We start from the raw sequence: 13,269 nt of genomic DNA, 5'->3' as shown, positions 1-13,269 counted from the left end.
CGGATCAGCGCAGCCGGCGGAACAGGACCGCGCCGGCCCAGCCCAGCACCAGCGAAACGACGACCGCGAACAGCCCGTAGAGGAAGCCGCGATCGGCGGCGGCGGCGGCGACGTAGCGTTCGAAGCCGGTCTTCTCGATCGCGATCTCCCGCGTGGCACCGGCGACGACGCGACCGTCGACCAGCAGGAACGTCTCGGCCGTATAGACGCCGACCGGCACGCGGGCGGGCAGCTGGATCCGGGCGCGGTAGAGCACGCCTTCGGTGATCCGGACGCGGGTCTTTTCCTCGACATAGAGGCCCTGGCGGCGTTTCAGGTCGACGAGGCCGCGTTCCAGCCGGCGCTGTTCGGCGGGCACCTTGCCGCTGGCCGGCGACAGCTGGATATTGTCGACACCGAATTCGTAGATCGCGGCGGTGCGACCGTCGACGAGTTGGGACAGCGGGCGCGAGGCGGCGACGGCGTAGAAGCTCGGGACCGAGCGGAAGCGCGCGCTGTCCGCGTTGATCCACATGCCGGCGACCTTCTGCTTTTCGCGCAGGACGATCGGTTCGGCAGGCCCCTTGATGACGATCGCGATGTCCGCGTCGCGCGTCGGCACGCGGCCGCCGGGGTAGAGGATCGCGCCGAACAGCAGCAGTTCGGCGCCGGTGAAGCTGTAGACGATGTCGATCCGGCGTTGCGATACGTCGGGCACCAGCCGGGGCACGGACTGCGCTAGGAGGAGCGGGGACATCAGGGAGAGCGCGAGCGCGGCGCGCCTCACAGCACCTGCACCGTGTAGATATCGTCGGGCCGCCAGGTGAGGCCGAGCCCGACGCGGAACGCCACGAACAGCACGATGATCGCGAGGAACAGCCGGAGATATTCGGGCTTCACCTTGTTGGCGAAACGCGCGCCGAGCTGCGCGCCGGACACGCTGCCGATCAGCAGCAGGACGGCGAGCACGATATCGACCGCGTGGGTGGTAAGCGCGTGGACCATGGTGGTGGCCGCGGTGACGAACAGAATCTGGAACAGCGAGGTGCCGACGACGACCTTCGTCGACATGCCGAGCAGGTAGATCATGGCGGGCACCAGCACGAAGCCGCCGCCGACGCCGAGCAGGACGGTGAGCAGCCCGGTGAAGAATCCGAGCAGTAGCGGGGCGACGGGCGAGATGTAGAGCCCCGAGCGGTAGAAGCGCCAGCGGCCGGGCAGGCTGGCGACGAGCGGGTGATGGCGGCGCGGGCCGCCGGGCGCGGGCCGGCCGCGGCGGACGGCATAGACGCTGGTGACCGCTTCCTTCGCCATCAGCAGGCCGATGCCGCCGAGCAGGAAGACATAGAGCAAGGCCACGACGGTATCGATCTGGCCGGAGCGTTGCAGCGCCCGGAAGATGAAGCCGCCCGCGACCGAGCCCGCAGCACCCCCCGCGACGAGCACACCGCCCATGTGGAAATCGACGCCCTTGCGCTGCATGTGCGCGAAAACGCCGGACACGCTGGCCCCGGTGATCTGCGTGGCGGAGGACGCCACCGCGACCGCGGGCGGGATGCCGTAGAAGATCAGCAGCGGCGTGGTGAGGAACCCGCCGCCGACGCCGAACATACCGGACAGGATGCCGACCAGGCCGCCAAGCGCGACGATGACGAAGGCGTTCACGGAGAGGCCGGCGATCGGAAGATAGATATCCATCGTGTGGGTTGGACTAGCGGGTCCGGCGGAGGGGTGGAAGCGGGTTGTGGGTTGGGGGTGATCCACGTGGAACATGTCGATGGTTGGTGTGGGTGCTGAGTGAGCTCCCTCTCCCATGGGGGGAGGGGGCTGGGGAGAGGGGGGGTTCTGGGTGGAACGTCGGTGGTGGGTCAATCCAAGCCACTCCCCCTCTCCCCGACCCTCCCCCCGAGGGGGGAGGGGGCGATGGTATTCGCTCGCAGTTGTCGTCTGCGCTGGGCTTGCTCCCTCCACCCAACGGGGGGAGGGCTGGGAAGAGCCGCATGCGTAGGACAGAAGGTCCTACTATCTCGTCGCATCAGGGTGGGGTAGGACGACATCAATGGCAGACAGTCTGAAATGCGACGTTGCGGTGCTGGGCGCCGGGCTGGCGGGCGGGCTGGTCGCGCTGGCGCTTGCGAAGCGGCGGCCGGAGCTGACCGTGCTGCTGATCGAGGAGACCGACCGGATCGGCGGCAACCATGTCTGGTCGTTTTTCGACAGCGACGTGGACGAGGCGGATCGTTGGCTGGTGACGCCGCTGATCTCCTATGGCTGGCGCGGGTATGACGTGCAGTTCCCGGCGCATGCGCGGATGCTGGGCACGCCTTATTACTCGGTCGAATCGGAGCGGCTGGACGCGGAGGTTCGCGTGGCGATGCCGGCTGAGTGCATCCTGACCGGGCGGCGCGTGCTGGCGGCATCGCCCAAGGCGGCGGTGCTCGACGACGGCACACGGATCGACGCGGGCGGCGTGATCGACGCGCGTGGCGGGGCGACGCTGCGGCATCTCGATTGCGGATGGCAGAAGTTCGTCGGGCACGAGCTGGTGCTCGATGCGCCGCACGGGCTGGAGCGGCCGATCGTGATGGATGCGACCGTCGAGCAGCATGACGGCTATCGCTTCGTCTATTGCCTGCCGTTCGCGGCGGATCGCGTGTTCGTTGAGGACACCTATTATAGCGAGTTCGCGCATCTGCATGTCGACAGCATCGCCGCGCGGATCGCGCGCTATGCCGAGGCGCGCGGCTGGAAGGTCACCAGCATCGCGCGGCGCGAGTCGGGCGTGTTGCCAGTGGTGATGGGCGGCGATTTCGACGCGTACTGGCAATCGGGCAGCGGCGGCGTGGCGAAGGTCGGCGCGCGGGCGGCGATGTATCATCCGACGACGGGATACTCGTTGCCGGATGCGATCCGGACCGCGGTGATGATCGCAGGCGAGACCGATCTGTCGGGCGCGGCGCTGCACACCCGGTTGAAGGCGCATGCGCGCGCGGCCTGGGATGCGCGGGGCTTCTATCGGATGCTGGACCGGATGCTGTTCCGGGCGGCGGCGCCGACGGAACGCTACCGTGTGCTGGAACGCTTCTACACGTTGGATGGTGGGTTGGTGCGGCGTTTCTATGCCGCCCAATCGACCGGCATGGACAAGTTCCGGATTCTGGCGGGCAAGCCGCCGGTTCCGGTGGGCCGCGCGATCGCGGCGCTCGGGGAGACGCGACGGTAATGGCGACTATAGCAGCGAATACGGCGATCGGTGCCAGCATGCTTGCGACTGATGCGGTCCCGGCGCGGGCCGGGGGCCAACCACAGAGCGCGGTGGTGATCGGCGCGGGCTTCGGCGGGCTGGCGCTCGCGATCCGGCTGCAATCGGCCGGCGTGCAGACGACCCTGGTCGAGGCGCGCGACAAGGCCGGCGGGCGGGCGTACGTCTGGGAGCGCGACGGGTTCACGTTCGATGCCGGGCCGACCGTCATCACAGATCCGGCGTGCCTGCAGGAATTGTGGGGCCTGAGCGGGCGGCAGATGGCCGACGATATCGAGCTGTTGCCGGTAACGCCGTTCTACCGCCTGAACTGGCCGGACGGGACCAACTTCGACTATTCCAACGACGATGCGTCGTTGATGGAGGAGATCGGCAAGCTCAACCCCGACGACATCGCGGGCTATGCCAAGTTCCTGGATTATGCGGCGGGCGTGTACCGCGAGGGGTATCTGAAGCTCGGCCATGTCGCGTTCCTCGACTTTGCGTCGATGCTGAAGGCGGCGCCTGCGCTGGCGAAATACCAGGCGTGGCGGTCGGTCTATTCGGTCGTGTCGAGTTTCGTGAAGAACGAGAAGCTGCGCGAGGCGCTGTCGTTTCACACGCTGCTGGTCGGTGGGAACCCGATGACGACGAGCGCGATCTACGCGCTGATCCACAAGCTGGAGAAGGACGGCGGCGTCTGGTTCGCGCGCGGCGGCACGAACCAGCTGATCGCGGCGCTGTGCACGCAGTTCGAGCGGCTGGGCGGCACGTTGCGGCTGAGCAGCCCGGTCGAGGCGATCGAGACGCTGGGCGACCGGGTGACGGGCGTGCGGCTGGCGGGCGGGGAGACGATCGCGGCGGATGCGGTCGCGTCCAACGGCGACATCGTTCACACCTATCGCGACCTGTTGAAGGACACGCCGCGCGGCAAGCGGGCGGCGGCGAAGCTGGAGCGCAAGAGCTATTCCCCGTCGCTGTTCGTCGTGCATTTCGGCATCAAGGGGACGTGGCCGGGCATTCCGCACCACATGATCCTGTTCGGCCCGCGGTACCGCGAGCTGCTGACCGACATCTACGACCACGGCGTGCTGGCGGAGGATTTCTCGCTGTACCTGCATCATCCGACCGTGAGCGATCCGTCGCTGGCGCCGGAGGGCTGCTCGACCTTCTACGCGCTGGCGCCGGTGCCGCATCAGGGCAAGCTGCCGATCGACTGGGACGTGGAAGGGCCGAAATATGCCGAGCGCATCCTCGACGAGATCGAGAAGCGGCTGATCCCAGATCTGCGCGGGCGGATCATGACGCAGTTCCACTATACGCCGAAGGATTTCGGGCGCGATCTGAGCGCGCATCTGGGGAGCGCGTTCTCGCTGGAGCCGGTGCTGACGCAGTCGGCGTGGTTCCGGACGCATAACCGGGACGACGTGATTCCGAACCTATACTTCGTGGGGGCTGGGACGCATCCGGGTGCGGGGATTCCGGGCGTGGTCGGGAGTGCGAAGGCGACCGCTGCGCTGATGCTGGAAGGGTTACGGGTCTGACTTTCTAGCCCCCCTCCCTTTCAAGGGAGGGGCTGGGGGTGGGTGGTACCTGCGTTCAATCGGTGACGTCTCGAGTGTGGTGCTGTAGCACCCACCCCCAACCCCCTCCCTTGAAAGGGAGGGGGCTTTGCTATGTGAAGAGGTTCTGCGTGAAGCGTCTTGCCATCTACTGCGGGTCGGCGACCCCCGCGGATCCGGTCTATATCGACAGTGCGCGTGGCATCGGTCGGCGGTTGGCGGAGCGTGGGATCGGGGTGGTGTATGGCGGCGGACGGCTCGGGCTGATGGGTGCGGTGGCGGACGGCGCGCTGGCGGCTGGGGGTGAGGTGATCGGGGTGATTCCGGATGCACTGGTTGCCGCCGAGGTCGCGCATCTGGGTTGTACCGAACTGCATACCGTGCGGACGATGCATGAGCGCAAGCAACTGTTCACCGACCTGTCGGACGGGTTCGTGACGATCCCGGGCGGGACGGGGACGATGGACGAGTTGTGGGAGGCGATGAGCTGGGCGCAGCTCGGCTACCACGCCAAGCCGGTCGGGCTGTTGAACGTCGCGGGCTATTACGACCTGCTCGTCGGGTTCGTGACCAAGATGGCGGAGGTCGGGTTCCTGCGCGCGGAGCATCGCGAGATACTGGTGGTCGATACCGAGCTGGATCGGTTGATCGACCGGATGGCGGCGTATGTCCCGCCGCGGACGATCGTGGCGATGGGCGCGCGCGAGCTGTGATCCGCGACCGCGCCGCGCTGGTCGAGCAGGCGCGGGAGAGCATCGCCAAGGGGTCGAAGTCGTTCGCTGTGGCGTCCAAGCTGTTCGCGCCGGCGACGCGCGAGCGGGCGTGGCTGCTATACGCGTGGTGCCGGCGGTGCGACGACCTGGCCGACGGGCAGGATCTCGGCTCGGCGATCAGCGTGGTGGACGATCCGCATGGGCGGTTGGCGGTGATCCGCGACCTGTCGGCGCGCGCGATGGCGGGCGAGGCGACGGGTGATCCGGCGTTCGACGCACTGGGCGTGGTCGCGGCGGAGGTCGGGTTGCCGCAGGCGTGGGTGGACGACCTTATCGCGGGGTTCGCGCTGGATGCGGACGGGTTCAGCCCGCGAACGACGGACGATCTGCTGCGTTATTGTTATCATGTCGCGGGTGTCGTCGGGTGCATGATGGCGGTGGTGATGGGCGTCGACCCGGCGGACGATACGACGCTGGACCGCGCGTGCGACCTGGGGCTGGCGTTCCAGCTGGCCAATATCGCGCGGGATGTGGGCGAGGACGATGCGGCCGGGCGATGCTACCTGCCCGCCGACTGGTTGGCGGAGATGGACGTGCCGCCCGGCGAGACGATGCGACCGGTGTACCGACCGCGGATCGCCGTGCTGGGGCGGCGGTTGGCGACGATGGCGGAGGCGTATGAGGCGAGCGCGCGGGCGGGGACGCCGGCGTTGACGCTGCGCTCCGCCTGGGCGGTGCTGTCTGCGGCGGGGATCTACGGCGATATCGCGCGCGAGGTCGCCCGGCGCGGTGAGCGGGCGTGGGACAGCCGCGTATTTACGACGAAGGCGGACAAGCTGGGCTGGGTCGCGAAGGCGGGCGTGCAGGCGGTGCGACGGGGACGCTATGCGGACGCCCGGTCGCGCGCCGGACTGTGGGTGCGGCCGGGTCGGTAGGCTGGTGGGGCGGGCGAGTCGGTAGGCACGGGAGGCTCTGCAGTTTGCAAGGGTCATCATCACACTGGCGAGTCGCGGGTTGCGAGGTGCAACTTCGATGCACACAGGTTAAGACTTTCCTACGATTACGGCACCGCAACAGGACCGTAACATTCGGGGCGCTTATGAGCGCGGCAACAGGTATGCCGCGTAATACGGGCGTTTTGCTTGTGGCCCACGGATCGGACCGGCGTGGGATTGTCCCAATTTGAAACCGGATCGCTTTACGTCGCACATGTGATTTCAAGGGGCGGGACGTGAAAATGTTGCGCTACGGCATGGGGCGGATATGGAACGTTCAGCATCGGCGATTTAGCGGAGTGGCCGTGTATGGTCTCGCCGCCGTACGAGACGCTATCGTGACTGGACGTCCCATCTTTGCCGGGGCGGCTCGTCAACTTGCTGCAACCAATGATGAATGGGTTCAGATTCTATGCGTCGAGTTGCTGAAGGCATCAAAAGCTGGCTGAACCCGCGGGCGACCCAGGCCGCACGTGAGGCCGCCTCCGCAACGTTCGCATCGGCGCATGACGACGCGCATACGGCAAGCGAAGCCGTCGTCGGCGGCGGGCCGCTGAACGCCGGCCGGTCGGTCGATGACGAGGATGTGCGCAACCTGTACCGCATCCTGCTGTTTCGCGAGGCGGAGACCGAGGCGGTGGTGGCAGCCAAGGTCGGGCAGGACGCGGGCGATGCGCTGGATGCGTTCTTGTCGTCGGAAGAATTCCGGGCGCTGGTGCCGCGTCTGACCCCCGACAACAGCGGAGCGGCCCTTGGCCGTGCCGTGCCGGACGACCTGCGCGCCTGGGTTCCGGGTTACTTTGCGATCGGCGGGGCTGCGGCGGCCCGGGTCGCGGACGCGCAGGACATGGTGCAGTTGCTTGCGATCAGCCTGTCGGAGGGGGATGCCCGCCGCCGGCTGGAGGCGCATATCGGACCGGTGCCCGCCGAGCGGCTGATGACGGCAGCGGTTCGCGCAATCGGCGATGCGCCGCTCCGCCCGATGGCCGGTTCGACCACGAGCGAGGATATCCGCGCCTGTTACAGCCTGTTCCTGCAACGTGCGCCGGAAACCGACGCGGTGATGGCGCCGCGGCCGCACATGCCGCTGCTCGACACGGTGATGGAAGCCGTCGGGTCCGCCGAATTCGCGGATCGGACCGTATCGCTCGCGCTGGACGGCCTGATCCGAAACCCGGTCGCGCCGGAGCCCTTCGTGGCGACGTGGGCGCAGGAACGGTTCGACATCGACATGCGGGGCGGGGCAACCGCGCCGTTCCTGATCGCGGCGATCCTGTCGCGCCCCGACGTCGCGGCCCGGCTGCGCGAGATTCCGCCGGAATGGCCGGTGGCGGAGGTGGTGCGCAGCCTGCGTGTTGCCGCCGGCGTCCTGCCGCTGGAAACGATGGACCTGCCGACGCGGCTGGCCATGGTGACGACCAACCTGACGATCGACGCGGTCAGCGATATCGAGCTCGGCCCGGATGGTCACCATGTGCAGTTCACCGGGATCGACCCGTGGATGATCCTCCACCCCGATGCCGAGGCCCGCACCGGTGACCTGATGCAGTTGCGGTTTCGATCGGCGATGTTCGATGGACCGACGCTGAGCCATCTCTATCTAGACTATGGCGATGGGTTCTCCGAGGCGAACTCGATCGGCCTGAGCCTCGATGCGCAGGGCTATCAGGTGGCGCTGATCGCTGCGCCGCAGAAGCTGGTCCGCATGCGCTGGGATCCGTCCGGGGAGAGCGGGACGGCGTGCATCGGGATGATCGAAGCCCGTCCGTCGTCGATGGACGCCTATGCCGAGCGCGAGTTGCAGGCCGCCGGCGTCGACAAGATGGCGGAGATGATGCGCCGGCTTAGCGAGGATGCGCAGGCCGCCCCGAATGCGCCGGGCGCCATGATGCTGACCCGCCTGCTTTCACCGCTACGGATGGAAGCGACCTACGCTGCGTGGATCACGCGGAACGAGCTGCAGGGTTCGACCGGCCGTGCCTTGCTTCAGAATCAGCTTGCCGGGCTGACGGCCCGTCCAATGATCAGCGTCCTGGTGCCGACGTACAACACGCCGGAACCGCTGTTGATCGAGATGATCGAGAGCGTTCGCAAGCAGGTCTATCCCAACTGGCAATTGTGCATCGCCGACGATGCGTCGACGCAGCCGCAGGTCGCCAGGGTGCTGGAGCGGTATGCTGCCCTCGATCCGCGCATCAAGGTTCACATGCGGCCGCAGAACGGCCACATCTGTCATGCCACCAACGACGCGCTGGCGTTGGCGGACGGCAGCTGGATAGCCATGCTGGACCATGACGATCTGCTTGCACCGAACGCGCTGCTGTCGGTCGCGCAGGCGTTGGAGGAGAAACCGGATGCGGTGATCCTGTATTCGGACGAAGACAAGATCAACGCGTCCGGCCTTCGTGAGCAGCCTTATTTCAAGCCGGAATATTCGCCGGAGCTTCTGCTGGCGCAGAATTACATCAACCATTTGTCCGTCTACCGGACGTCCGCCGTCCGCGATGCGGGCGGCTGGCGCGTCGGGTTCGAGGGGAGTCAGGATCATGACCTTGTCCTGCGCATGGTCGAGGGAGCGCGGCCGGACCAGATCGTCCACATCCCCAAGATCCTGTACCATTGGCGCGCGATCGCCGGGTCGACGGCGCTGGGCGGCGATCAGAAGAACTACACGCTCGATGCCGGTGTCGCGGCTGTCGAGGACCATCTGCGCCGGACCAGCCGGGATGCGACGGTCGAGGTTCTACCGAAGGTCCATCATTACCGCGTCCGGCATGCCCTTCCGGAACCTAAGCCGCTCGTCTCGCTACTGATCCCGACGCGCGACAAGGCGTCCGTCCTGAAGCTGGCCGTAGACTCGATCATCGAGAAATCGACCTATGATCCCTACGAGATCATCATCATCGACAATGGTTCGACCGAGCAGGAAACGTTCGACCTGTTCGACTCGTGGAAGGATGACGCGCGCATCCGGGTCATCTCGTTCGACAAGCCGTTCAACTATTCCGAAATCAACAATTTCGGCGTGCGGGCCGCGCGCGGATCGGTGATCGCGTTGGTCAACAACGACGTCGAGGTGATCACGCCCGACTGGATTGAGGAAATGACGGCGTGGGCGCTCCAGCCGGACATCGGCTGCGTCGGTGCGAAGCTCTATTACCCCGATCTGACGTTGCAGCATGGTGGCGTGATCATCGGACTGGGCGGCGTGGCCGGTCATTCCCACAAGCATTTCCAACACGACAGCCCCGGCTATTTCAACCGGTTGCAGGTCCACCAGAACCTGTCCGCGGTGACGGCGGCGTGCCTGTTCGTGCGGCGTGAGGTGTATGAGGAGGTCGGCGGTCTTGAGGAGATCCTGACGGTCGCGTTTAACGACGTCGATTTCTGCCTGCGCGTGCGGGAGGCGGGGTATCGCAACCTGTGGACGCCGTTTGCGGAACTCTACCATCACGAAAGCATCTCGCGCGGGGCGGAGGACAATCCGGAGAAGATCGCACGTGCGGCCCGCGAGGTTGCGTTCATGAAGGAGCGCTGGCGTGAGAAGCTGCAGAGCGATCCGTTCTATTCGCCTAACCTGACCTATGACCGTGAGGATTTCAGCCTGAGCACGTTGAAGCCGGCCCGGGCCTGAGCGGTTGTGCGGACCCGGGTAAGGCCGGGTCCGCGATTATCGGCGTCGGACCTCGAGCGGTAGGGCTAGCCGCCGTCGCGAGGTTTAGGGCGCGACACCGGGCGGGCGGGCCTCGGCCAGGATGAGGGCGAACTGGTCGTTCTCGTCGGTCCACTCGGCGATGGGTTCCCAGGCGCCGGCGCGGAGCAGGACGCGGGCGTCGCGCGGGCCGTATTTGTGGCTGTTCTCGGTGTGGATCGTCTCGCCGGCGGCCATCATATATTGTTCGCCGACAATGGTGAACGCGACGTCGCGGGTCGCCTCCAGGTGCATTTCGACGCGGGCGTGGACGTCGTTCCAGATCGCGCGGTGGCGGAAGGCGTCGACCGGCACGTCGGCGTCGAGATCGCGGTTGATGCGGTGGAGGAGGTTGAGGTTGAACGCGGCGGTGACGCCCTGCGCATCGTCATAGGCGGGGACCAGGACGTCGGGTGATTTGACGCGGTCCATACCGATCAGCAGCATCGACCCTTCGCCCAGCGTCTCGACCATCGCCCGGAGCAGGTTGACCGCGGTGCGGGCGACCATGTTGCCGATCGTCGAGCCGGGGAAGAAGCCGAGCCGCGGCAGACCGGCGATCCGGTCCGGCGTGGCGATCGGGTGCATGAAGTCCGCCTCGACCGGGACGATCGGCAGCTTGGGGAAATCGGCCGCCAGCGCCGCGGACGATTCGCGCAGGAAATCGCCGGAGATGTCGATCGGGACATAGGCGGCGGGTTCGACCGCGGCGAGCAGGTGGGGCGTCTTGGTGGAGGAGCCGGAGCCGAATTCGACGACCGCGCGGCCGGGGCCAACCAGCTTCGCAATGTCGCCGGAGTGGCGGCTGAGCAAAGCGGTTTCGACGCGGGTCGGGTAATATTCGGGGAGGTCGGTGATCTTCTCGAACAGCTCCGACCCCTCGCGGTCGTAGAACCAGCGCGCGGGGATGGCGCGCGGGCGGGCGGCGAGGCCGGCGAGCACGTCGGCGCGGAACGCCGGATCGGCGGCACGGCGGTCGTGCAAGGCGGGGGCGATGGGTTCGGCCAGATCGGTCATCACAGGTCCCTTGCGAGGCGCAGCCCGGTGAACTGCCAGCGTTGATGCGGATAGAAGAAGTTGCGGTACGACGCCCGGACGTGGCCGCGGGGGGTGGCGCAGCTGCCGCCCTTCAACACCGACTGGCCGGACATGAACTTGCCGTTGTATTCGCCCACCGCGCCGGGGGCGGTGCGAAAGCCGGGGTAGGGCAGGTAGGCCGAACCGGTCCATTCCCACACGTCGCCGAACAACGCGCGGCATCCCGGGCCGGCGGGTGCGGCGCGTGGGCGGACGGGGCCGGCGATGTCGAGCTGGTTGCCACCCGCCGCGTCGTGGCCGGCGGCGGCGGACTCCCATTCGGGTTCGGTCGGCAAGCGTTCGCCGGCCCAGCGGGCGTAGGCGTCCGCCTCGTAATGGCTGATGTGTGTCACGGGCGCCGCGGGGCGGATCGGGTGGAGGCCATCGAGCGCGAAGCTGGACCAGCCGTCGCCGGTCCGCTGCCAGTAGAGCGGCGCTTCGATCGCCTCTGCCTTGACCCAGGCCCAGCCGTCGGACAGCCAATGGTCGGGGCGGTCGTAGCCCCCGTCCGCGATGAAGTGCGCCCATTCGGCGTTGGTGACGGTGCGGTCGGCGAGCGCATGCGGGTGGAGCAGCACGTCGTGGCGCGGGCCTTCGCAATCGAACGCGAAGCTGCTGTCACCGTGACCGACCTGGACGATGCCGGTGCGGCCGGGGATCCATTCGATCGGGCCGGGGACGGCGGCGGGGGTATCGCGCGGATGGTCCCAGATCGCGGGGGCGGTCGGGTTCTGCGCGAAGAGGTGAAGGATGTCGGTCTGGAGCAGTTCCTGATGCTGCTGCTCGTGGTGGATGCCAAGTTCGATCAGGGTGCGCGCGTCGGGGCCGAGCCGCGGGGCGGCATTGGCGATCGCGGCGTCGACATGCGCGCGCCAAGCGATGATGCGGTCGAGCGACGGGCGGGTGATGAGGCCGCGGGCGGTGCGGCTGTGGCGCGCGCCTTCCGCGTCATAGTAGCTGTTGAACAGATAGGCGAAGGACGGGTCGAACGCGGTGTAGCCGGGGACATGATCGCGCAGCACGAAGGTTTCGAGGAACCAGGTGGTGTGGGCGAGGTGCCATTTGGCGGGAGACGCGTCGGGCATCGATTGCACGGTGGCGTCGGCATCGGAGAGCGGGCCGACGAGGGCGACGGTCAGGTCGCGACAGCGCGCGAGGTCGGCGAGGAGCGGATCGGGGCGGGCGGGGAGTGCGTGTGTTGCCATATTTGTCGGTCCCGTCGTCCGTCTAGATGGGGAGAACCGGTGAGGGTGGGATTGGTTGCTCTGGGTGTTGCTGACACTTGTGCTGGCGGGTTTTTGGTTTGCGCTCCGGCTGGATCCGCGCCTTCGCGGGGATACGGATCGTGATGTCTGTATCGTTCCCGTCGGAGGCTGAGGCCTGGGTGAAACGGTTGCGTCTGGGCCCCGGCCTGCGCCGGGGAACGCTTAATGCTCAGCCGTTACCGCGTTGCGCCGGGTTGCCAGAGGATGTCGCCGGCGGCGGACTGGACGTGGCGGGCAAGGACGAAGAGGTGGTCGGACAGGCGGTTCACATAGGCGAGTGCGACCGGGTTGAGGCCGACGGTGCCGTCCGCGACGACGCAGGCGCGTTCGGCGCGGCGGGCGATGGCGCGGGCGAGGTGGATCGCGGCGGCGGCGGGCCTGCCACCGGGCAGGATGAAGCTGCGCAGCGGGGCGAGCGCCTCGTTCATCGCGTCGATCTCCTGTTCCAGCCGGGCGACCTGATCGGGGATGATGCGCAGCGTCATGTCGGAGGGGGTGAAGTCCTGCCCCGGCGTGGCGAGGTCGGCGCCGAGATCGAACAGCTCGTTCTGGATGCGGCCGAGCATGGCGCGCGCGGGCTCCGGCATGTCGTGGGTCAGCGCGACGCCGATCGCGCTGTTCGCCTCGTCCACGTCGCCCATCGCCTCCAGCCGGGCGTCGGACTTGGGAATGCGCGAGCCGTCGACCAGCCCGGTCTCGCCGCCGTCGCCGGTGCGCGTGTAGATCTTCGTCAGGTTCACCATGAG

At 67.4% G+C, this 13,269-nt stretch carries 10 protein-coding genes; 5 read left to right on the top strand and 5 right to left on the bottom strand.

Annotated elements, in window-relative coordinates; translation table 11 throughout:
• Positions 1-4: 4 nt before the first annotated feature.
• Both ACFSGX_RS00370 and ACFSGX_RS00365 read right to left on the bottom strand, forming a co-directional pair.
• Positions 5-736, bottom strand: a complete 732-nt coding sequence (locus tag ACFSGX_RS00370) for a TIGR02186 family protein (protein WP_380926618.1) — start codon at positions 734-736, stop codon at positions 5-7.
• 26 nt (positions 737-762) lie between these two features.
• On the bottom strand, positions 763-1,677 hold the full coding sequence (locus tag ACFSGX_RS00365) for a sulfite exporter TauE/SafE family protein (RefSeq protein WP_380926616.1): 915 nt from the start codon (positions 1,675-1,677) through the stop codon (positions 763-765).
• A gap of 361 nt (positions 1,678-2,038) precedes the next feature.
• Between ACFSGX_RS00365 and crtY the strand changes: the two genes are divergently transcribed.
• The 5 genes from crtY (at position 2,039) to ACFSGX_RS00340 (ending at position 10,124) form a co-directional block, all read left to right on the top strand.
• The gene (gene crtY, locus ACFSGX_RS00360; RefSeq protein ID WP_380926614.1) at positions 2,039-3,202 is read left to right on the top strand and encodes a lycopene beta-cyclase CrtY; all 1,164 of its coding nucleotides are present in this window, start codon (positions 2,039-2,041) and stop codon (positions 3,200-3,202) included.
• Between the two features lie 38 nt (positions 3,203-3,240).
• Complete coding sequence (locus ACFSGX_RS00355) at positions 3,241-4,764, top strand: phytoene desaturase (protein WP_380926612.1); 1,524 nt, start codon at positions 3,241-3,243, stop codon at positions 4,762-4,764.
• 149 nt (positions 4,765-4,913) lie between these two features.
• Positions 4,914-5,495, top strand: a complete 582-nt coding sequence (locus tag ACFSGX_RS00350) for an LOG family protein (RefSeq protein ID WP_380926610.1) — start codon at positions 4,914-4,916, stop codon at positions 5,493-5,495.
• On the top strand, positions 5,492-6,430 hold the full coding sequence (locus tag ACFSGX_RS00345) for a phytoene/squalene synthase family protein (protein WP_380926608.1): 939 nt from the start codon (positions 5,492-5,494) through the stop codon (positions 6,428-6,430). The genes ACFSGX_RS00350 and ACFSGX_RS00345 overlap by 4 nt, the downstream gene beginning before the upstream one ends.
• Positions 6,431-6,902: 472 nt before the next feature.
• Entirely contained in the window at positions 6,903-10,124 is a 3,222-nt protein-coding gene (locus tag ACFSGX_RS00340; protein ID WP_380926606.1) for a glycosyltransferase family 2 protein, read from the top strand.
• Positions 10,125-10,208: 84 nt separating this feature from the next.
• Here the strand turns inward: ACFSGX_RS00340 and egtD are convergent, their stop codons facing one another.
• The 3 genes from egtD to ACFSGX_RS00325 all read right to left on the bottom strand — a co-directional run bounded on the left by egtD (position 10,209) and on the right by ACFSGX_RS00325 (position 13,266).
• Complete coding sequence (egtD, locus tag ACFSGX_RS00335) at positions 10,209-11,198, bottom strand: L-histidine N(alpha)-methyltransferase (protein ID WP_380926604.1); 990 nt, start codon at positions 11,196-11,198, stop codon at positions 10,209-10,211.
• Positions 11,198-12,463 (bottom strand): ergothioneine biosynthesis protein EgtB, encoded by a 1,266-nt coding sequence (egtB, locus tag ACFSGX_RS00330; RefSeq protein WP_380926602.1) that lies wholly within the window; start codon positions 12,461-12,463, stop codon positions 11,198-11,200. Before egtB ends, egtD begins: the two co-directional genes overlap by 1 nt.
• Positions 12,464-12,699: 236 nt before the next feature.
• Positions 12,700-13,266, bottom strand: coding sequence for a cob(I)yrinic acid a,c-diamide adenosyltransferase (locus tag ACFSGX_RS00325; RefSeq protein ID WP_380926600.1), 567 nt, complete (start codon positions 13,264-13,266; stop codon positions 12,700-12,702).
• Between the last annotated feature and the right edge of the window lie 3 nt (positions 13,267-13,269).

The sequence above is a fragment of the Sphingomonas arantia genome, assembly GCF_042682045.1.
GTDB lineage: Bacteria > Pseudomonadota > Alphaproteobacteria > Sphingomonadales > Sphingomonadaceae > Sphingomonas_R > Sphingomonas_R arantia.
Note: the sequence above shows the minus strand (reverse complement) of the source record. Positions and strands in the feature narration are given on the sequence as shown.

Bases quoted from the DNA above. Each gene is read 5' to 3' on its own strand.
- ACFSGX_RS00370 (WP_380926618.1), bottom strand. From the start codon at position 736: ATGTCCCCGCTCCTCCTAGCGCAGTCCGTGCCCCGGCTGGTGCCCGAC.
- ACFSGX_RS00365 (WP_380926616.1), bottom strand. From the start codon at position 1,677: ATGGATATCTATCTTCCGATCGCCGGCCTCTCCGTGAACGCCTTCGTC.
- crtY (WP_380926614.1), top strand. From the start codon at position 2,039: ATGGCAGACAGTCTGAAATGCGACGTTGCGGTGCTGGGCGCCGGGCTG.
- ACFSGX_RS00355 (WP_380926612.1), top strand. From the start codon at position 3,241: ATGCTTGCGACTGATGCGGTCCCGGCGCGGGCCGGGGGCCAACCACAG.
- ACFSGX_RS00340 (WP_380926606.1), top strand. From the start codon at position 6,903: ATGCGTCGAGTTGCTGAAGGCATCAAAAGCTGGCTGAACCCGCGGGCG.
- egtD (WP_380926604.1), bottom strand. From the start codon at position 11,198: ATGACCGATCTGGCCGAACCCATCGCCCCCGCCTTGCACGACCGCCGT.
- egtB (WP_380926602.1), bottom strand. From the start codon at position 12,463: ATGGCAACACACGCACTCCCCGCCCGCCCCGATCCGCTCCTCGCCGAC.
- ACFSGX_RS00325 (WP_380926600.1), bottom strand. From the start codon at position 13,266: ATGGTGAACCTGACGAAGATCTACACGCGCACCGGCGACGGCGGCGAG.